The sequence below is a fragment of the Streptococcus oralis subsp. dentisani genome (assembly GCF_007475365.1).
In the GTDB taxonomy this organism is placed as follows: Bacteria; Bacillota; Bacilli; order Lactobacillales; family Streptococcaceae; genus Streptococcus; species Streptococcus mitis_AX.
This window is the reverse complement of sequence record NZ_CP034442.1, coordinates 761,073-779,263: the sequence shown is the minus strand read 5'-3', so window position 1 is coordinate 779,263 and position 18,191 is coordinate 761,073. Positions and strand designations below refer to the sequence as shown.

At 42.5% G+C, this 18,191-nt stretch carries 20 protein-coding genes, 2 pseudogenes and 1 other annotated feature; of the genes and pseudogenes, 17 read left to right on the top strand and 5 right to left on the bottom strand.

Annotated features, from left to right (window positions below; translation table 11 throughout):
• The first annotated feature begins 220 nt into the window (after window positions 1-220).
• Entirely contained in the window at window positions 221-1,093 is an 873-nt protein-coding gene (locus tag EJF26_RS03970) for a TPM domain-containing protein (protein WP_125844912.1), read from the top strand.
• Window positions 1,094-1,223: 130 nt separating this feature from the next.
• Here the strand turns inward: EJF26_RS03970 and yidA are convergent, their stop codons facing one another.
• Together yidA and EJF26_RS03960 are read right to left on the bottom strand one after the other, a co-directional pair.
• On the bottom strand, window positions 1,224-2,030 hold the full coding sequence (gene yidA / locus EJF26_RS03965; RefSeq protein ID WP_000023492.1) for a sugar-phosphatase: 807 nt from the start codon (window positions 2,028-2,030) through the stop codon (window positions 1,224-1,226).
• A gap of 9 nt (window positions 2,031-2,039) precedes the next feature.
• Window positions 2,040-3,347 carry an HD domain-containing protein gene (locus EJF26_RS03960; protein ID WP_001003529.1) on the bottom strand — a complete coding sequence of 436 codons (1,308 nt, stop codon included), beginning with the start codon at window positions 3,345-3,347 and terminating at the stop codon, window positions 2,040-2,042.
• 71 nt (window positions 3,348-3,418) lie between these two features.
• Between EJF26_RS03960 and EJF26_RS03955 the strand changes: the two genes are divergently transcribed.
• The gene (locus EJF26_RS03955) at window positions 3,419-3,796 is read left to right on the top strand and encodes a YwiB family protein (protein ID WP_004246895.1); all 378 of its coding nucleotides are present in this window, start codon (window positions 3,419-3,421) and stop codon (window positions 3,794-3,796) included.
• A 24-nt stretch (window positions 3,797-3,820) separates the two neighbouring features.
• Here EJF26_RS03955 and EJF26_RS03950 read toward each other — a convergent pair whose 3' ends face one another.
• Entirely contained in the window at window positions 3,821-4,903 is a 1,083-nt protein-coding gene (locus tag EJF26_RS03950; RefSeq protein ID WP_000850568.1) for a DEAD/DEAH box helicase, read from the bottom strand.
• The gene (locus EJF26_RS03945; RefSeq protein WP_000915875.1) at window positions 4,900-5,877 is read right to left on the bottom strand and encodes a Gfo/Idh/MocA family protein; all 978 of its coding nucleotides are present in this window, start codon (window positions 5,875-5,877) and stop codon (window positions 4,900-4,902) included. The genes EJF26_RS03950 and EJF26_RS03945 overlap by 4 nt, the downstream gene beginning before the upstream one ends.
• A gap of 155 nt (window positions 5,878-6,032) precedes the next feature.
• Here EJF26_RS03945 and EJF26_RS03940 point away from each other — a divergent pair, with 155 nt between their 5' ends.
• The 4 genes from EJF26_RS03940 (at window position 6,033) to rpmA (ending at window position 7,923) form a co-directional block, all read left to right on the top strand.
• On the top strand, window positions 6,033-6,719 hold the full coding sequence (locus EJF26_RS03940; RefSeq protein ID WP_001238355.1) for a YoaK family protein: 687 nt from the start codon (window positions 6,033-6,035) through the stop codon (window positions 6,717-6,719).
• A 64-nt stretch (window positions 6,720-6,783) separates the two neighbouring features.
• Window positions 6,784-6,903: a sequence feature (ribosomal protein L21 leader region), on the top strand.
• Between the two features lie 34 nt (window positions 6,904-6,937).
• Complete coding sequence (rplU, locus tag EJF26_RS03935) at window positions 6,938-7,252, top strand: 50S ribosomal protein L21 (protein WP_000109137.1); 315 nt, start codon at window positions 6,938-6,940, stop codon at window positions 7,250-7,252.
• A 16-nt stretch (window positions 7,253-7,268) separates the two neighbouring features.
• Window positions 7,269-7,613, top strand: a complete 345-nt coding sequence (locus EJF26_RS03930) for a ribosomal-processing cysteine protease Prp (protein ID WP_000613705.1) — start codon at window positions 7,269-7,271, stop codon at window positions 7,611-7,613.
• Window positions 7,614-7,629: 16 nt separating this feature from the next.
• On the top strand, window positions 7,630-7,923 hold the full coding sequence (gene rpmA / locus EJF26_RS03925; RefSeq protein ID WP_000916509.1) for a 50S ribosomal protein L27: 294 nt from the start codon (window positions 7,630-7,632) through the stop codon (window positions 7,921-7,923).
• 164 nt (window positions 7,924-8,087) lie between these two features.
• On the opposite strand, the pseudogene EJF26_RS10040 reads toward rpmA, so the two are convergent.
• Window positions 8,088-8,162 (bottom strand): annotated as a pseudogene (locus EJF26_RS10040) (AraC family transcriptional regulator); the annotation flags it as partial.
• Here EJF26_RS10040 and EJF26_RS03920 point away from each other — a divergent pair.
• The 11 genes and pseudogenes from EJF26_RS03920 to EJF26_RS10340 form a co-directional block, all read left to right on the top strand.
• Window positions 8,155-9,063, top strand: coding sequence for a LysR family transcriptional regulator (locus EJF26_RS03920; RefSeq protein ID WP_001025717.1), 909 nt, complete (start codon window positions 8,155-8,157; stop codon window positions 9,061-9,063). The pseudogene EJF26_RS10040 and the gene EJF26_RS03920 sit on opposite strands and share 8 nt — an antisense overlap.
• Window positions 9,060-9,527, top strand: a complete 468-nt coding sequence (gene lspA / locus EJF26_RS03915; protein ID WP_000745694.1) for a signal peptidase II — start codon at window positions 9,060-9,062, stop codon at window positions 9,525-9,527. Before EJF26_RS03920 ends, lspA begins: the two co-directional genes overlap by 4 nt.
• Window positions 9,511-10,410 (top strand): RluA family pseudouridine synthase, encoded by a 900-nt coding sequence (locus EJF26_RS03910; protein WP_000403223.1) that lies wholly within the window; start codon window positions 9,511-9,513, stop codon window positions 10,408-10,410. Before lspA ends, EJF26_RS03910 begins: the two co-directional genes overlap by 17 nt.
• 100 nt (window positions 10,411-10,510) lie before the next feature.
• Entirely contained in the window at window positions 10,511-11,620 is a 1,110-nt protein-coding gene (gene proB, locus EJF26_RS03905) for a glutamate 5-kinase (protein ID WP_000875731.1), read from the top strand.
• A gap of 9 nt (window positions 11,621-11,629) precedes the next feature.
• On the top strand, window positions 11,630-12,892 hold the full coding sequence (locus EJF26_RS03900) for a glutamate-5-semialdehyde dehydrogenase (RefSeq protein ID WP_000255285.1): 1,263 nt from the start codon (window positions 11,630-11,632) through the stop codon (window positions 12,890-12,892).
• A gap of 3 nt (window positions 12,893-12,895) precedes the next feature.
• The gene (gene proC, locus EJF26_RS03895; RefSeq protein WP_000689667.1) at window positions 12,896-13,693 is read left to right on the top strand and encodes a pyrroline-5-carboxylate reductase; all 798 of its coding nucleotides are present in this window, start codon (window positions 12,896-12,898) and stop codon (window positions 13,691-13,693) included.
• A 117-nt stretch (window positions 13,694-13,810) separates the two neighbouring features.
• On the top strand, window positions 13,811-14,449 hold the full coding sequence (tmk, locus tag EJF26_RS03890) for a dTMP kinase (protein ID WP_000033373.1): 639 nt from the start codon (window positions 13,811-13,813) through the stop codon (window positions 14,447-14,449).
• The gene (locus EJF26_RS03885) at window positions 14,446-15,336 is read left to right on the top strand and encodes a DNA polymerase III subunit delta' (RefSeq protein WP_000806721.1); all 891 of its coding nucleotides are present in this window, start codon (window positions 14,446-14,448) and stop codon (window positions 15,334-15,336) included. The genes tmk and EJF26_RS03885 overlap by 4 nt, the downstream gene beginning before the upstream one ends.
• A 39-nt stretch (window positions 15,337-15,375) precedes the next feature.
• The gene (yabA, locus tag EJF26_RS03880) at window positions 15,376-15,693 is read left to right on the top strand and encodes a DNA replication initiation control protein YabA (RefSeq protein WP_000358229.1); all 318 of its coding nucleotides are present in this window, start codon (window positions 15,376-15,378) and stop codon (window positions 15,691-15,693) included.
• Between the two features lie 2 nt (window positions 15,694-15,695).
• Complete coding sequence (gene rsmI, locus EJF26_RS03875) at window positions 15,696-16,568, top strand: 16S rRNA (cytidine(1402)-2'-O)-methyltransferase (protein WP_001166886.1); 873 nt, start codon at window positions 15,696-15,698, stop codon at window positions 16,566-16,568.
• A 380-nt stretch (window positions 16,569-16,948) separates the two neighbouring features.
• A pseudogene (locus EJF26_RS10340) lies at window positions 16,949-17,047 on the top strand (KxYKxGKxW signal peptide domain-containing protein); the annotation flags it as partial.
• Window positions 17,048-18,191: the final 1,144 nt, after the last annotated feature.

The following is an 18,191-nucleotide window of genomic DNA, read 5'->3' as shown; positions in this document are numbered from 1 at the left end:
GTGCTGAGATACAATATTGTTAATAAAAAATTAGAACTAGTTTTCCTATATTTTTACGTTGATTAGGTGAGATAAATAGCTTATAATGAAACTACCTTTTACGATAGATTGATAGAAAGATGACTTTATCGAAGTAATTCTATTTTAAAAAAGAATATCGTTTATTCATATTCTTATTGAAATTGTAAATTGTCAACAAAAGGAAGGTTCGACTTTCATGATGAAAAAAATAGCTTTAATCCTAATATCTTTTTTTACAATCCTGCTAATTTTTATTGGACCAGCTCAAGCAGATTTAGCGATACCAGATAGACCTTCCAATGGTATTTATGATCCAAATCATTATTTATCAGGGGTTGTTTCGGATAAACTACAGGAACTAAATAGCAAATCAGAAATTCAAATTGGCATTTATATTGTTGAGGGTCTAAATGGTGAATCTTTAGAAGAATTGTCCAATACTATAGCCAGAACTTGGAAAATCGGTTATTCGGATTCAGATAAGGGTGCATTATTACTGATTGCTATAAAAGATAGAAAGTTTCGGATTGAAACTTCTAATAATCTAGCTATTACATTGACTGATATAAAGGCTAAGAAAATATTAGATGCCTCTCGTGATAAGATGCGAGCCAAAGACTATGACGGTGCTGTTCTTGATATAATCCAAAACATTTCCAATCAAGAGTATAAATTAGCTGATGCACCTGTAGTAGAGAGGAATTATTTACTAGCATTCTTCAAAAAAGTATGGAATATATTCGGAGGTGTTATTATCTGGGTTGGTATCATTTCTATTGTTACATTTTTGATTTCTGCTGTTTGTTATATATCTGATTTTTTTATGTATGGATCTACTTCAAATAGAAAGAGAAAATCCAATAAAATGTATGAGGGTAGTGATAAATTATTCCCCTATGATGCTGCCTTTATTAATGATGGTTCATGGTCGCAAAAAGCACTAATAGACTTCCGTAGTCAAAATAGAGGTAAGTATCCTGAGAAAAGTAGCAGTGACTCCTCATCGTCTTGGTCGAGTGACGATTGGTCTGGTGGTGGTTTTGATGGTGGAGGATCATCAAGTGATTGGTAATTTAGCATAGTTCATAGCAATTTACCTACCTAGATGAACGAACTTAATCACTTTAAAAAATGATGGGATAGAAAAACTATTGATTTGAAAAAACCGCTCTCCAGAGCGGTTTTCGTCTATTCTTATCTTTTTACAATACCCACGTTCGAATAGCATGGGCAACGCCGGATTCGTCGTTTGTTTTGGTGATGTATTTGGCGATTTTTTTGAGTTCTGGATTTCCATTTTCCATGACAACGGGGTTGCCAACGACTTCCAGCATGGTACGGTCATTCTCTTCGTCCCCAATCGCCATGGTTTCATCTTTGGTCAATCCTAGTTTTTCAGCTAGATGGGTAATAGCTGAACCCTTATCTACATTCTTTTTAAGGAGTTCGAGGTAGAAAGGAGCAGATTTGTTGATGGAGTAGCGTTCGTAAAATTCTGCTGGTATCTTTTCAATAGCAGCATCGAGGATTTCTGGTTCATCGATGAACATACATTTGACAATTTCCTTGCCATCCATTTCTTCAGGAGTGCGGTAAAAGATAGGCATGTTGACGAGAGTTGATTCGTGCACTGTGTATTTTCCGATATTGCGATTGGCCGTGTAGATACCGTCCTTGGTAATAGCGTGCATGTGGACACCGAGTTTGCGACTGAGAAATTCCATATCGAGATAGTCCTCATAGGCTAAAGATTCGCTGATAATCTCATGGCCAGTAGCAGTTTCTTGGACAAGGGCACCGTTGAAGGTCACGACATAGTCACCTTGGTCTCTCAACTGCAAGTCGTCCAGAAGTTTGGCAACACCTGCGATAGGGCGACCAGTTGCAATCACGACTTTGACACCGGCTTGTTTAGCGTCTTGGATGGCAGAAAAGACTTCAGGAGTAATCTCCTTTTTACTGTTAACCAGGGTACCATCGATATCGACGGCGATTAGTTTAATACTCATAAATTTCCTCTATTCGTTCTTAGTTGGGGTAAAATGATCGTTCTCAATCAAGTGTAAAAATTGCTGGGTAATGCTTGCGAAGATGCTGTTTTGGTCCAACATTTCTTTTGGGAAATAGAAACGATTATCTCCGTGGCGACTGCCAGCAAGGGATTGAACGATAGGAGACAGGCTAGAGAGTTCTGCCAGTTCTCCATTTTTTTGTAAAATCTCAATCTGTGTCCGTGGATTTTTAGATTCGGGACGATAGATATCATAAGGGAGGTCAAAGTTCTTATGAATGGCAGTGTAGTAGTCGGGATCAAAGCCGATGTCTTCAACCAGTTGTCTCATGGTTATGAGTTGGTCTTGATCTTCTTCTGAAAAAGTAATGGATTTAAAGACCTTGCGGTTGACAAAGCGTTGCGACAAGTCTGCAAGAATCTTATCAGGACTGGTCATCCAGAGTTGGAAGTAGGTATTCATCACGCCATCATCCAGAGCTAGATAGTCAGACAAGGTCACATTTTTTTCAAAAAAAGGTAACAAATGGGGGGAAGTGCGCGCAAAGAAATCCATGTTTTCAGGATAGAGCTCCTTGGCGCGTTTGAGGAGATTTTGTAGAAGAACTTCCATGGCACGTGTTGCTGGGTGGAAATAAACCTGCATATACATCTGGTAGCGACTGAGGACATAGTCTTCGATGGCATGCATGCCATTGCGCTGAAAGGCAATCCCATTTTCGACTGGACGAATGACTCGGAGGATGCGAGTCAGGTCAAATTCTCCATAAGATGCTCCTGTAAAATAGGAGTCGCGCAAGAGATAGTCCATACGGTCCGCATCGATCTGACTGGAAATGAGTTGCACGACCTGTTTATTAGGATAGGTATGGTCGATGACACTGGCAACCTTTTTGGGGAAATCAGGCGCTACTTGTAGCAGGACTTGGTGAATCTCTGTCTCAGGACTTTGGATGATTTCCTGGGTAATGGCCTCATGATCTGTATCGAAGAGATTTTCAAAAGTATGGGAGTAGGCACCATGTCCAAGGTCATGAAGGAGTGCAGCGGTCATGGTCAAGAGAGACTCAGCAGGATCCCATTCTTCAGGATATTTTTCTTCAAAAATCTCTGTGATACGTCGTGCGATCTCATAGACTCCTAGACAGTGAGAGAATCGACTGTGTTCTCCCCCGTGGAAGGTATAACTGGAAGTCCCTAGTTGTTTGATACGGCGCAGACGTTGAAATTCTTTTGTATTGATCAAGTCGTATATGACCTGATTGTTTACATGGATGTAGTTGTGAACTGGGTCACGGAATACTTTTTCGTTCATATGACCATTATAGCAAAAAGCTTGAGTTTTTGGTAAAATAGTAGAACAAGAGAGAAGAAAGAGGACCTGATGTGAAGATTCGGATGCGAAATAGGATTCAGTTTGATGAACAGTTGGAAGTCATTGACCAGCTCTATGACGTGGAAGTGCGTGAAAAAGGGGATTTTAGCTATTTACTCTTTTATAATGAGGAAAAGGAAAAAGTGGTTCTCAAGTTTCATGGTCAAGAACTGGTGATGACTCGTTTCTCGAGTCCCAAAACCATCATGCGTTTTCTCAAGGATAGTGATAGTTTAGCCTATATTCCCACACCAATAGGCATGCAGGAGTTTATCATTCAAACGAGTCACTACAAACTGGATGGGCAAAAGATTGAGCTAGCCTATCAACTGCAAAATCAAGAGGGACAACCCTTTGTCAGCTATCAATTAGAAATTAGTTGGGGATAAGAAAAAGGTTGGCAAATGCCAACCTTATTTGATATAGAGTTCTTGATTTTTTAGGATGATTTCACGAACACTTGCAAATTTCTTGAGTTTTTTAAGTTCTTCAGGATGGGAGACGAGAGTGATAACATAGCCCTCTTTGCCCATGCGACCTGTACGCCCAGCACGGTGAGTGTAGGTTTCGATATCTCTAGGAACATCAAAGTTTACGACGCATTCTAGGCTATCGATATCAATCCCACGAGCCAGAAGGTCTGTTGCAAGGAGCAGGGTTAGCTGCTTGTCCTTAAACTTTTCTAAGATGACTTTTCTAAATTTAACATTGACATCGCTAGCGAGGGAAACGGCCAAGACATCGCGATACTGTAGTTTTTCCTCAGCACTTCCAAGATCTGACAAGCTGTTAAAGAAGACCAGACCACGGAAATCCTCAACATGAGCTAGCTTTCGTAGCATATCCACTCGGTGACGTTGGTCTACCTGCATGTAGAAATGTTGAATGTTGTCTAGTTTTTGATTAGAGAGATCAATAGTGCGCGTGTTTGGTGCAATCTTTTCTTGGTCAAACTTGGTCGTCGCACTCATGTAGATGAGTTGGTGGTCACGAGGTGCGTAGTGAGTGATTTTCTCGACAAAGTGAATCTGAGAATCATCGAGCAATTGGTCAAATTCATCCAGGATGATGGTTTCCACATTCATCATCTTGATTTTTTTCAATTTAATCAACTCAAAGATGCGGCCGGGAGTTCCAATCAGAATCTCTGGTCCTTTTTTGAGGCGTTCAATCTGGCGTTTCTGACTTGAACCTGATAGGAAGAGCTGAGCTGTTAAACCGATGGCTTCTGCCCACGTTTTACACACGTCAAAAATCTGTCCAGCTAGTTCTGTATTTGGTGCTAGAATCAAGAGTTGCTGGGCTTTTTTCTTTTGTAGTCTGAGAAGACTTGGAAGTAAATAAGCTAGCGTCTTACCAGTTCCTGTTGGGCTCACTCCCAGTAGGTTTTCTCCAGCAAGTATAGGCTCAAATAGTTGAGTTTGAATGGGGGTAAATTCTTGGAAACCGAGCTGGTCGCTCAGTTCTTGCCATTCAGTCGGTAGTTTGGTTTTCATTTTTCTGCCTCAAATCTAATGCCAGCAGTCTGGCGCATAGTATATAGTAGCTCATGAATAGAGCTTGCATCATCCAGCCAAGTCTGGTAGATCGTCTGGTCTGGTTGCTGGATCATCTGAGCAAACGCAGCAACTTCCTCAGTCATCGTATGAGGAGCCTGTTGGATAGGGAGTTGAACTTGATTTCCTTGGTGGTCGCTAAAAATAGCTGAGCAGACATGTTCAATCGTGTTGAGGGTCAAGGTTCCATCTGCTGTGTAAATCTCACAAGGAAGATTGGAAGTGATGTTTTTCCCAGCTTTGATATGAACTTGAAAGTCTGGGTAGAAGAGGATACCGTCTCCATTCAGGTCAATGCTATTGTCAAGCTGTTGTGCCTGATAAGTCGCGGCTTGAGCCTTTCCAAAGAGGCGAATAGTAGCATAGAGAGGATAAATCCCCAAATCCATAAGGGCTCCACCAGCAAAACGATCTGAAAAGACATTTGGCGTCTGCCCAGCTAACAAGTCCGGCATTTTGGATGAATACTTAGCATAATTGAAATCAGCTCCCAACACTTGCTTGTCTGCCAAAAAATTTTTGATAGTGGTAAAAGCTTCCTCGTGGTAATTACGAGCTGCCTCAAAGATAAAACAATTATTTTTCTCAGCTGTCTGTCTCAAATCCAGCCATTCTTGTGGCTGCGTGACAGCTGGCTTTTCAAGAATGACGTGCTTACCAAAAGACAAGGCAGTCTTGGTTTGCACAAAATGCAAGGAGTTTGGACTGGCGATATAGACTACATCAAAGGAAGATTTAAAGAAGTCTTCTAATTGATTAAAGAGTTGGATATTCTGATAGCGAGAAGCAAAGGTTGCGGCAGTTTCTCGTTTTCTAGAATAGACTGCAACCAGCTGGTATTCTCCGCTAGCATGGGCTGCTTCTATGAAATGATGGCTGATAGCCCCTGTTCCGATGACACCTAATTTAAGCATAAATACTCCTTTTCCGACTTCAATTCCTTCCTTCATTATAACATACAAAAGAAGGACTATCCAACAGATGGTAAAAATTTTCAAATGGACTACGCTTTTCTCAAAGAAAGTGGTACAATATTTAGATAAATAGATGAAATGAGAAGGGGGAGAAAATGAGATTATTACCAATAAGAAAAATATCACGTCAGTCTAAAAGACTAGCGCTTTTTTTGACTTTTTGTGCAGGATATGTCGATGCCTATACCTTTATCGTGCGAGGGAATACCCTAGTAGCAGGCCAAACTGGGAATGTCGTCTTTCTCTCTGTAGGACTCATTCAACACAATGTGTCAGATGCCAGTGCCAAAGTAATGACCTTACTTTCCTTTATGATGGGGGTCTTTTTACTGACATTGTATAAAGAAAAACTACGAATAGTTAAAAAGCCGATTTTGTCCTTGATACCACTCGCGGTCTTATCCATAATCATTGGGTTTGTTCCCTTGTCAGTAGACAATATCTACTTAGTCCCACCTTTAGCCTTTTGTATGGGATTGGTGACAACAGCCTTTGGAGAAGTTTCGGGGATTGCCTATAATAATGCCTTTATGACAGGGAATATTAAACGAACCATGTTGGCTTTTGGGGATTATTTTCGAACCAAGCATACGCCCTTCCTACGTGAAGCCTTGATTTTTGTTAGCTTGCTTAGCAGTTTTGTCTTTGGAGTCATTTTTTCGGCTTATTTGACGATTTACTATCAGGAGAAGACAATTCTAGGTATTCCTCTTATGATGAGTATCTTTTACTTCAGCATGCTTTTTGCTTCTTGGAGAAAAAAAGGGAAAGAAAAAGCTTAAATTTGATTGATTTTACTTGTAAGAAAAAAGAAGATATGCTATACTTGAAGAGTTGACTATGCACAATCCTGTGCAACCGCACGAACATCGTTGCTCGTCGTATACAAAATTTAAACTTTGTTATGCTTAGAGCTCTTCTTTTAAGTGGTTCGTCCCACGATGCTAGGCGAGTCTTCACAAAAATACGGGGAAACCCTAAAAATCATAGGAGGTGCATAATGAGCACATACGCAATTATCAAAACTGGCGGAAAACAAGTTAAAGTTGAAGTTGGTCAAGCAATCTACGTTGAAAAATTGAACGTTGAAGCTGGTCAAGAAGTTACTTTTAACGAAGTTGTTCTTGTTGGTGGTGAAAACACTGTTGTCGGAACTCCACTTGTTGCTGGAGCTACTGTAGTTGGAACTGTTGAAAAACAAGGAAAACAAAAGAAAGTTGTTACTTACAAGTACAAACCTAAAAAAGGTAGCCACCGCAAACAAGGTCACCGTCAACCATATACAAAAGTTGTCATCAACGCGATCAACGCTTAATTTTTAAGGAGAACACATGATACAAGCAGTCTTTGAGAGAGCCGAAGATGGCGAGCTGAGGAGTGCGGAAATTACTGGACACGCCGAAAGTGGCGAATACGGCTTAGATGTCGTGTGTGCATCGGTTTCTACGCTTGCCATTAACTTTGTCAATTCCATTGAGAAATTTGCAGGCTATGAACCAATCTTAGAATTAAACGAAGATGAAGGTGGCTATCTAAAGGTTGAAATACCAGCGGATCTTCCTTCGCACCAGAGAGAAATGACGCAGTTATTCTTTGAATCATTTTTCTTAGGTATGGCAAACTTATCGGAGAACTCTTCTGAGTTCGTCCAAACCAGAGTTATCACAGAAAACTAACACGGAGGAAAACATTATGTTAAAAATGACTCTTAACAACTTGCAACTTTTCGCCCACAAAAAAGGTGGAGGTTCTACATCAAACGGACGTGATTCACAAGCGAAACGTCTTGGAGCTAAAGCAGCTGACGGACAAACTGTAACAGGTGGATCAATCCTTTACCGTCAACGTGGTACACACATCTACCCAGGTGTAAACGTTGGACGTGGTGGAGACGATACTTTGTTCGCTAAAGTTGAAGGCGTAGTACGCTTCGAACGTAAAGGTCGCGATAAAAAACAAGTTTCTGTTTACCCGATCGCAAAATAAAAAGGTTCAGTGAGCCTTTTTATCCCGAGCCTTAAAATGAAAAGGCGAGGAAGCTAGAAGTAGCATAAAATCAGGCTTTCCGAGTTTTCGGAGAGCCTATTTTTTGTTTTGATATCTATATTTAATTTAATAGAGAGTAGTTAGCTTTGAGTTTGTGATGGATATCTTTTCCTTTTTGGAAAAGTTCTGAAATATGGTATAATGAACAGATAGAGAAGTTGGGGGTAAAAGATGAACATTCAACAATTACGCTATGTTGTGGCTATTGCCAATAGTGGTACTTTCCGTGAAGCTGCTGAAAAGATGTATGTTAGTCAGCCGAGTCTGTCTATTTCTGTTCGCGATTTGGAAAAAGAGCTAGGTTTTAAGATTTTCCGTCGAACTAGTTCGGGAACATTTTTGACTCGTCGTGGAATGGAATTTTATGAGAAAGCGCAAGAATTGGTCAAAGGCTTTGATGTTTTTCAAAATCAATATGCCAATCCTGAGGAAGAAAAGGATGAATTTTCCATTGCCAGTCAGCACTATGACTTCTTGCCACCGACGATTACGGCTTTTTCAGAGCGCTATCCTGACTATAAGAACTTCCGTATTTTTGAATCAACTACTGTTCAAATTTTAGACGAAGTAGCCCAAGGGCATAGTGAGATTGGGATTATCTACCTCAACAATCAAAATAAAAAGGGCATCATGCAACGGGTTGAAAAGCTTGGTTTAGAAGTTATCGAACTAATTCCTTTCCAGACTCACATTTATCTTCGTGAAGGGCATCCTTTAGCACAGAAAGAGGAATTGGTCATGGAGGACCTAGCGGATTTACCAACGGTTCGTTTTACCCAGGAAAAGGATGAGTACCTATACTATTCAGAGAACTTTGTCGACACCAGCGCGAGCTCGCAGATGTTCAATGTGACGGACCGTGCTACTTTGAATGGTATTTTAGAGCGGACAGACGCCTATGCGACAGGTTCTGGATTTTTGGATAGTGACAGTGTCAATGGCATCACAGTCATTCGTCTCAAGGATAATCTAGATAACCGCATGGTCTATGTCAAACGGGAAGAAGTGGAGCTTAGCCAAGCTGGTACTCTTTTTGTAGAAGTCATGCAAGAATATTTTGATCAAAAGAGGAAATCATGAAAAAAAGAGGAATAGTAGCAGTCATTGTACTGCTTTTGATTGGGCTGGATCAGTGGGTTAAAGCCTATGTTGTCCAGCAGATTCCACTGGGTGAAGTGCGTTCGTGGATCCCCAATCTCGTTAGCTTGACCTATCTGCAAAATAGAGGGGCAGCCTTCTCCATGCTGCAAGATCAGCAGTGGTTATTTGCTGTCATTACACTGGTCGTCATGGTAGGTGCCATTTGGTATCTACATAAACACATGGAGGACTCTCTCTGGTTGGTTTTTGGACTGACCTTGATAATCGCTGGAGGTCTGGGTAACTTTATCGACAGAATGAGTCAAGGTTTTGTGGTGGATATGTTTCACCTAGACTTTATCAACTTTGCGATTTTCAATGTGGCTGACAGCTATTTGACAGTTGGTGTCATTGTTTTATTGATTGCAATGCTAAAAGAGGAAGTAAATGGAAATAAAAATTGAAACTGGTGGGCAACGTTTAGACAAGGCTCTGTCTGACCTGACAGAATTGTCACGCAGTCTCGCTAATGAACAAATCAAGGCTGGACAAGTCTTGGTTAATGGGCAAGCCAAGAAAGCAAAATACACTGTCCAAGAGGGGGATATCGTCACCTACCATGTGCCAGAACCAGAGGTTTTAGAGTATGTGGCTGAGGATATTCCGCTCGAAATTATCTACCAAGATGAGGATGTAGCCGTCGTCAACAAACCTCAAGGGATGGTGGTTCATCCCAGTGCCGGTCATACTAGCGGAACCTTGGTCAATGCCCTCATGTACCATATCAAGGACCTATCAGGTATCAATGGGGTTCTCCGACCGGGAATTGTTCACCGTATTGACAAGGACACGTCTGGTCTCCTCATGATTGCTAAAAATGATGAGGCCCACTTAGCACTTGCCCAAGAACTCAAGGATAAGAAGTCTCTACGTAAATACTGGGCGATTGTTCATGGCAATCTTCCCAATGATCGTGGTGTCATTGAAGCACCGATTGGTCGGAGCGAAAAAGACCGTAAGAAACAGGCTGTGACTGCTAAAGGGAAGCCGGCAGTGACGCGTTTTCATGTCTTGGAACGTTTTGGTGATTATACCTTAGTGGAGTTGCAACTAGAGACAGGACGTACCCACCAAATTCGTGTTCACATGGCTTATATTGGCCACCCAGTCGCTGGGGATGAGGTCTATGGTCCTCGCAAGACCTTGAAAGGATATGGACAATTTCTCCATGCTAAAACTCTAGGATTTACCCATCCGAGAACAGGTGAAACTATGGAGTTCACGGCAGATATTCCAGAGATTTTTAAAGAAACGCTGGAAAGATTACGTCAAACTGAGAATAGATAAAAGAGTTGAGATGCCTGTCTCAACCTTTTTTATTTCAAGTCTTTTCTATTTTAAAGCATTCATGTTATAATGGATAAATATGAAGAATCGGAGTGAGAATATGAAGTACAAACGAATCGTCTTTAAGGTGGGGACTTCGTCCTTGACAAATGAAGACGGAAGTTTATCAAGGAGTAAAGTAAAGGCAATTACCCAACAATTAGCTATGTTGCATGAAGCTGGGCATGAGTTGATTTTGGTTTCTTCTGGGGCAGTAGCAGCTGGCTTTGGAGCTTTGGGCTTTAAAAAACGTCCGACCAAGATTGCAGATAAGCAGGCTTCGGCTGCAGTAGGACAAGGTTTACTCCTAGAAGAATACACGACTAACCTCCTCATGCGCCAAATCGTCTCCGCGCAAATCTTGCTGACACAGGATGATTTTGTAGATAAACGTCGTTATAAGAACGCCCACCAGGCTTTGTCTGTATTGCTTCATCGTGGTGCAATCCCCATCATCAATGAGAATGACAGTGTCGTCATTGACGAACTTAAGGTGGGTGATAATGACACCCTGAGTGCCCAGGTAGCGGCGATGGTCCAAGCGGATCTTTTGGTTCTCTTGACTGATGTGGACGGCCTCTATACTGGCAATCCTAATTCGGATCCAACAGCCAAACGACTTGAGAAAATCGAGACCATCAATCGTGAGATTATTGATATGGCTGGTGGAGCAGGTTCATCTAATGGGACCGGTGGGATGTTGACTAAGATCAAGGCGGCTACGATCGCGACGGAGTCGGGTGTGCCAGTCTATATCTGCTCGTCCATGAAATCAGATGCCTTGATTGAGGCAGCGAACGAGACCAAGTACGGTTCCTTCTTTGTTGCGCAAGAGAAGGGTCTTCGTACCCAGAAACAATGGCTAGCCTTCTATGCTCAAAGTCAGGGAACGATTTGGGTAGATGGTGGAGCCGCAGAAGCACTTTCAAAAAACGGGAAAAGCCTCCTTTTATCAGGTGTGGTAGAAGTGGAAGGGAACTTCTCTTACCATGATATTGTCACAGTAGCAGATAAAGAAACAGGTCAATCTCTTGGAAAGGGACGTGTCCAATTTGGCGTTTCAGCCCTAGAAGATATGCTCCGTTCTCAAAAAGCTAAGGGAGTCTTGATTCACCGTGATGACTGGATTTCCATCACTCCTGAAATCCAGCTGCTCTTTACAGAATTTTAGAGGTGAACGATGGTAAGTACACAAGAACAATTTGAACAGGTACAGGCTGTTAAAAAATCAATTAACACTGCTAGTGAAACAGTGAAAAACCAAGCCTTGCTAGCCATGGCTGATCATTTATTGGCAGCTACTGAGGAGATTTTAGTGGCAAATGCCCTCGATATGGAAGTGGCCAAGGGGAAAATCTCAGATGTTATGCTAGACCGTCTTTATTTGGATGAAGGACGTATAGAAGCTATGGCAAGAGGGATTCGTGAAGTGGTTGCTTTACCAGATCCCATTGGTGAAGTCCTAGAGACAAGTCGTCTTGAAAATGGCTTGCTTATTACCAAGAAACGTGTGGCTATGGGTGTTATCGGTATTATCTATGAAAGTCGTCCAAATGTGACGTCTGATGCGGCTGCCTTGGCTCTCAAGAGTGGTAATGCAGTCGTTCTTCGTAGTGGTAAAGATGCCTATCAAACTGCCCGTGCTATTGTCACAGCCTTGAAGAAGGGCTTGGAGACGACTAGCATTCATCCTGATGTGATTCAACTAGTGGAAGATACCAGCCGTGAAAGTAGCTATGCCATGATGAAGGCCAAGGGCTATCTAGACCTTCTCATTCCTCGTGGAGGAGCTGGCTTGATCAATGCGGTGGTTGAAAATGCTATCGTGCCTGTTATCGAGACAGGAACTGGGATTGTCCATGTCTATGTGGATAAGGATGCAGATGAAGACAAGGCTCTGTCTATCATCAACAATGCTAAAACTAGCCGTCCTTCTGTCTGCAATGCTATGGAGGTCTTGCTAGTTCATGAAGACAAGGCAGCAAGCTTCCTTCCTCGCTTGGAGCGAGTGCTGGTTAAAAGTCGGAAAGAAGCCGGGCTGGAACCAATTCAATTTCGCCTAGATAGCCAAGCAAGTCAGTTTGTTTCAGGTCAAGTAGCTGAGGCCCAAGACTTTGACACCGAGTTTTTAGATTATATCCTAGCGATTAAGGTCGTGAGCAGTTTAGAAGAAGCGGTTGCGCATATTGAAGCCCACAGTACCCATCATTCAGATGCCATTGTGACGGAAAATGCTGAAGCTGCAGCCTACTTTACAGATCAAGTGGACTCAGCAGCGGTGTATGTCAATGCCTCAACGCGTTTTACTGATGGTGGGCAATTTGGTCTTGGATGTGAGATGGGGATTTCTACTCAGAAACTGCATGCGCGTGGGCCGATGGGCCTGAAGGAATTGACCAGCTACAAGTATGTGGTTACTGGTAACGGACAGATAAGGGAGTAAGAGATGAAGATTGGATTTATCGGTTTGGGGAATATGGGAGCTAGCTTGGCTAAGGCTGTTTTGCAGGCCAAGACGGATGCTCAGATTCTCCTTGCCAATCGTAGTCAAGCTAAAGTAGGTGCTTTCATCGCCAACTTCGGTGGTCAGGCTTCCAGCAATGACGAAATCTTCGCAGAAGCAGATGTAATCTTTCTAGGAGTTAAGCCTGCGCAGTTTTCTGAACTGCTTTCTCAATACCAGGCCATTCTTGAAAAACGAGAGAGTCTTCTTTTGATTTCCATGGCGGCTGGATTGACTTTGGAAAAACTGGCAAGTCTTCTGCCAAGTCAACACCGAATTATTCGCATCATGCCCAATACACCAGTGGCTATCGGCCAAGGAGTGATTAGTTATGCCTTGTCTCCTAATTGTAGTGTTGAGGACAGGGAACTTTTTTGTCGGCTTTTAGCCAAGGCTGGTCTCTTGGTTGAAATAGGAGAAGGCTTAATAGATGCTGCGACAGGTCTTGCAGGTTGTGGACCGGCCTTTGTCTACCTCTTTATCGAGGCTTTAGCAGATGCGGGTGTGCAGACAGGATTGCCAAGAGAAACGGCCTTAAAAATGGCAGCCCAAACAGTAGTTGGTGCTGGGCAAATGGTTCTCGAAAGCCAGCAACATCCTGGAGTTTTGAAAGACCAAGTATGCAGTCCAGGTGGTTCGACTATCGCTGGTGTAGCAAGTCTGGAAGAACATGCCTTTAGAGGTACAGTCATGGACGCAGTTCATCAATCTTACAAACGAACACAAGAACTAGGTAAATAAGAGGTGGCTTTGTCTGCCTCTTTTGTGGTCGATTGAATGGAGAAGACACAAAAAGATTGTCACAAAAACCTATTTTTTTGATAGAATAGAAGGTAGAAAAAAAGAAATGAGTTAGACATGTCAAAAGGATTTTTAGTCTCTCTTGAGGGACCAGAGGGAGCAGGGAAAACCAGCGTTTTAGAGGCTCTGCTCCCAATTTTAGAGGAAAAAGGAGTAGAGGTGCTGACGACCCGTGAGCCAGGCGGAGTCTTGATTGGGGAGAAGATTCGTCAAGTGATTTTGGACCCAAGTCATACTCAGATGGATGCTAAGACTGAACTCCTTCTCTATATTGCCAGTCGTAGACAGCACTTGGTGGAAAAAGTTCTTCCAGCACTTGAAGCTGGCAAGTTGGTCATTATGGACCGCTTCATCGATAGTTCTGTTGCTTATCAGGGATTTGGCCGTGGCTTGGATATTGATGCCATTGATTGGCTCAATCACTTTGCGACAGATGGCCTTAAACCCGATTTGACCCTCTATTTTGATATTGACGTGGAAGAGGGGCTGGCTCGCATTGCTGCCAATAGTGACCGCGAGGTCAATCGTTTGGATTTAGAAGGATTAGACTTGCACAAAAAAGTTCGTAAAGGCTACCTTTCTCTTCTGGACAAAGAAGGAAACCGCATTGTCAAGATTGATGCGAGTCTTCCTTTGGAGCAAGTTGTGGAAACGACCAAGGCTGTCTTATTTGACAGAATGGGCTTGGCTAAATGAAACAAGATCAACTAAAGGCTTGGCAGCCAGACCAGTTTGACCGCTTTGTCCGTATCCTAGAACAAGATCAGCTCAATCACGCCTATCTCTTTTCAGGTTTCTTTGGAAGCTTGGAAATGGCGCAGTTTTTGGCTAAGAGCCTCTTTTGTACGGATAAAGTAGACGTTTTACCATGTGAGAAATGCCGAAACTGCAAGCTGATTGAGATGGAAGAATTTCCCGATGTTACTTTGATTAAGCCAGTCAATCAGGTCATCAAGACAGAACGAATTCGGGAATTGGTGGGTCAGTTTTCCCAATCAGGGATTGAAAGCCAGCAACAGGTCTTTATTATCGAGCAGGCCGAAAAAATGCATCCCAACGCGGCCAATTCTCTGCTCAAGGTCATCGAAGAACCCCAGAGTGAAGTTTACATTTTCTTCTTGACCAGCGATGAGGAAAAGATGTTGCCGACTATCCGAAGTAGGACCCAGATTTTTCACTTTAAAAAGCAAGAAGAAAAGCTCATCTTGCTCTTAGAACAAATGGGGCTTGTCAAGAAAAAAGCGACTCTTTTAGCCCAGTATTGTCAATCACGTGCTGAAGCAGAAAAGTTGGCTAATCAGGCAAGTTTTTGGACCTTGGTCGATGAAAGTGAACGCCTGCTGACCTGGTTATTAGCCAAGAAAAAAGAAAGTTATCTTCAGGTTGCTAAATTAGCCAGCTTGGCAGATGACAAGGAAAAACAAGATCAGGTCTTGCGAATCCTCGAAGTCCTCTGTGGGCAGGATCTTCTGCAAGCAAGAGTACGGATGATTCTGCAAGATTTGCTAGAAACTAGAAAAATGTGGCAAGCCAATGTCAGCTTTCAAAACGCCATGGAATATCTGGTTTTAAAAGAAATATAAACTCAAAAATGAACGATAAAGAAAGGAAAGGGCTGTTTTATGGACAAAAAAGAATTATTTGACGCGCTGGACGATTTTTCTCAACAGTTATTAGTGACCTTGGCCGATGTGGAAGCCATCAAGAAAAATCTCAAGAGCCTGGTAGAGGAAAATACAGCTCTTCGCTTGGAAAATAGTAAGTTGCGCGAACGCTTAGGGGAGGTGGAAGCAGATACTCCCGTCAAGGCAAAGCATGTTCGTGAAAGCGTCCGTCGGATCTATAAAGACGGATTTCACGTTTGTAATGATTTTTATGGACAACGTCGAGAGCAGGACGAGGAATGTATGTTCTGTGACGAGTTGTTGTACAGGGAGTAGGCATGCAGATTCAAAAAAGTTTTAAGGGGCAGTCTCCCTATGGCAAGCTATATCTAGTGGCAACTCCGATTGGTAATCTAGATGATATGACCTTTCGTGCCATCCAGACATTGAAAGAGGTGGACTGGATTGCTGCTGAGGACACGCGCAATACAGGTCTCTTACTCAAGCATTTTGATATTTCGACCAAACAGATCAGTTTTCATGAGCACAATGCCAAGGAAAAAATTCCTGATTTGATTGGTTTTCTGAAGGCGGGGCAAAGTATTGCTCAGGTTTCTGATGCGGGTCTGCCTAGCATCTCGGATCCTGGTCACGATTTAGTCAAGGCAGCCATCGAGGAAGAGATTGTAGTAGTGACAGTTCCAGGTGCTTCTGCAGGGATTTCTGCCTTGATTGCCAGTGGTTTGGCACCACAACCACATATCTTTTACGGTTTTTTACCGAGAAAATCAGGTCATCAAAAGCAGTTTTTTGAAACAAAAAAAGATTATCCTGAAACACAAATTTTCTATGAATCGCCCCATCGTGTAGCGGATACGTTAGAAAATATGCTAGAAGTCTACGGTGACCGCTCGGTAGTCTTGGTCAGGGAATTGACCAAAATCTATGAAGAATACAAAAGAGGAAACATCTCTGAATTGCTGGAAAGTATTGCTGATACACCGCTCAAGGGCGAGTGTCTTCTCATCGTTGAAGGTGCCAGTCAGGATGTGGAGGAAAAGGATGAGGAGGACTTGTTCATAGAAATCCAATCCCGTATCCAGCAAGGCATGAAGAGAAATCAAGCCATAAAAGAAGTTGCTAAACTCTACCAGCGGAATAAAAGTCAGCTCTATGCTGCCTACCACGACTGGGAAGAAAATCAATCTTAACGATAGGGAAATGAGTCCAGTTTTAATCAATTCTGAGACCTCAGTTTAAGAAAAAATCAGTATTTATAAAGAACAGTGTAATCCTTTTACACTGCTTTTCTATTGCATAAATAAATTTGCTATATTGAAATCAAAAATCTTGAAAAGAAGCTTCAAATTTGATAGAATTGAGGCTGGTGTATACTGGAGTAAAACATATATAAAAGTGCATCTCTTTTATACCAATTAACCATCGAATTTTATCAAAAAACTCTTGAAAAGCCATTGACTGACTAGGCTTGATGCTTGTGTTTCCGTGAAATTCTTACTTAAGTATCAAGCTTTGTTAATGATCATGAGGTTAACAAAGAGTGGAATTTTTAAAAAAGGAAAGGAATAGAATGTTTCGAAGTAAAAAATTTAACAAAGATTTCGAGATCGTAGATGAGAAAAAGCGCTATAAGCTTTACAAATCGGGGAAAAACTGGGTAAAAGCCTCGAATTCCCAACTGGATCTCTTCCGTATCGGTGGGATGGGAGAAGTTGTCTCGACTAGCCTATCTGACACTGAAGAACTTGACCACGCTCACTTGAATGCCAACACGCTTGCAGGTATAGGGGCCATCTTAGCCGCCGGGGCCGCAGGTTTTGTTGTAACTCAAGAGCAAACTGTATATGCAGATGAGACATCTGAGTACAAGGAACCTGGTAAGGCAGTCATCGCAACTGAGCCCCAAGCTGATGCGACAACTGAAGCCAGCAATAACTCTATCATTGCCCAAGCACAAGCAGAAGTGAAGGAACAAGCAGAGCAAGACTCTGTATCTGTTTCTGAGTCAGTCAGTCAATCTGTAAGTGCTTCTCTTTCGACAAGCGTTTCTGTATCAGCTAGTCTATCAGCAAGTGCGTCAGCTAGCAGTTCAGTTACTACCAGCCAGTCAGCTGTAAGTCCTGCTTCTGAGTCAGCCTCTGTTAGTGAAACTCCATCGCAATCAGCGAGTGTGCAAGCATCTGCCTCAACTCCTGTCTCTGAGTCAGCATCTGCTAGCGCTCAACCTGCTCCTTCAGTAAGTGTCCAAACTTCAGCATCTCTAGCTGAAAGCACTAGCTCTGTTAGCGAGTCAGAAGTTCAAACCTCTGTCTCAACTTTGACCTCAGCATCCCTTGATGTCAAGACTGCTCCTGCTGAGAGCCTTGCGACCAGCAAGCTAGGTGACGCCTTGTCAAGCGCAACCCAACTCAGCAGCCAAGTGGCAACAACTAGCAATAACCTAGCAGCTGGTGTGATCGCTGATAAGAATCAAGCCCAAGGCAAGGATGCGCTCAAACAAGCTGAGAAGAGTCAAACGGTAGATAAGACCGTGACCACTTCACCAAAAGAGTCTGTCAGTGCTTCTGCTAGTGCCAGTCAATCAACAAGTGGATCGAATGTTTCTGTAGTGTCAAGTTTGTCTGTTGAACAGAGTGGATCGACGACAGCAATTGACCAGCAACCTTCTACTTCAAAAGAAGCAAAGAACCTTGAAATTGACTCAGCTGAATTAAAAATAACTGAAATTACTGGTAAGAATAGTGTTAGTGGAGTTCAATCAACTTCTGTCACAACTAGCTTAATTGAAGCTGCTTCGGTTGCATTAGCATCTT

What these genes read in the sequence shown, in the direction of transcription:
- EJF26_RS03930 (WP_000613705.1), top strand. Translation starts at nt 7,269, where the DNA reads ATGATACAAGCAGTCTTTGAGAGAGCCGAAGATGGCGAGCTGAGGAGT.
- rpmA (WP_000916509.1), top strand. Translation starts at nt 7,630, where the DNA reads ATGTTAAAAATGACTCTTAACAACTTGCAACTTTTCGCCCACAAAAAA.
- proB (WP_000875731.1), top strand. Translation starts at nt 10,511, where the DNA reads ATGAAGTACAAACGAATCGTCTTTAAGGTGGGGACTTCGTCCTTGACA.
- EJF26_RS03940 (WP_001238355.1), top strand. Translation starts at nt 6,033, where the DNA reads ATGAGATTATTACCAATAAGAAAAATATCACGTCAGTCTAAAAGACTA.
- EJF26_RS03960 (WP_001003529.1), bottom strand. Translation starts at nt 3,347, where the DNA reads ATGAACGAAAAAGTATTCCGTGACCCAGTTCACAACTACATCCATGTA.
- lspA (WP_000745694.1), top strand. Translation starts at nt 9,060, where the DNA reads ATGAAAAAAAGAGGAATAGTAGCAGTCATTGTACTGCTTTTGATTGGG.
- EJF26_RS03900 (WP_000255285.1), top strand. Translation starts at nt 11,630, where the DNA reads ATGGTAAGTACACAAGAACAATTTGAACAGGTACAGGCTGTTAAAAAA.
- proC (WP_000689667.1), top strand. Translation starts at nt 12,896, where the DNA reads ATGAAGATTGGATTTATCGGTTTGGGGAATATGGGAGCTAGCTTGGCT.
- tmk (WP_000033373.1), top strand. Translation starts at nt 13,811, where the DNA reads ATGTCAAAAGGATTTTTAGTCTCTCTTGAGGGACCAGAGGGAGCAGGG.
- EJF26_RS03910 (WP_000403223.1), top strand. Translation starts at nt 9,511, where the DNA reads ATGGAAATAAAAATTGAAACTGGTGGGCAACGTTTAGACAAGGCTCTG.
- yabA (WP_000358229.1), top strand. Translation starts at nt 15,376, where the DNA reads ATGGACAAAAAAGAATTATTTGACGCGCTGGACGATTTTTCTCAACAG.
- EJF26_RS03885 (WP_000806721.1), top strand. Translation starts at nt 14,446, where the DNA reads ATGAAACAAGATCAACTAAAGGCTTGGCAGCCAGACCAGTTTGACCGC.
- rplU (WP_000109137.1), top strand. Translation starts at nt 6,938, where the DNA reads ATGAGCACATACGCAATTATCAAAACTGGCGGAAAACAAGTTAAAGTT.
- EJF26_RS03945 (WP_000915875.1), bottom strand. Translation starts at nt 5,877, where the DNA reads ATGCTTAAATTAGGTGTCATCGGAACAGGGGCTATCAGCCATCATTTC.
- EJF26_RS03970 (WP_125844912.1), top strand. Translation starts at nt 221, where the DNA reads ATGAAAAAAATAGCTTTAATCCTAATATCTTTTTTTACAATCCTGCTA.
- rsmI (WP_001166886.1), top strand. Translation starts at nt 15,696, where the DNA reads ATGCAGATTCAAAAAAGTTTTAAGGGGCAGTCTCCCTATGGCAAGCTA.
- EJF26_RS03950 (WP_000850568.1), bottom strand. Translation starts at nt 4,903, where the DNA reads ATGAAAACCAAACTACCGACTGAATGGCAAGAACTGAGCGACCAGCTC.
- EJF26_RS03920 (WP_001025717.1), top strand. Translation starts at nt 8,155, where the DNA reads ATGAACATTCAACAATTACGCTATGTTGTGGCTATTGCCAATAGTGGT.
- yidA (WP_000023492.1), bottom strand. Translation starts at nt 2,030, where the DNA reads ATGAGTATTAAACTAATCGCCGTCGATATCGATGGTACCCTGGTTAAC.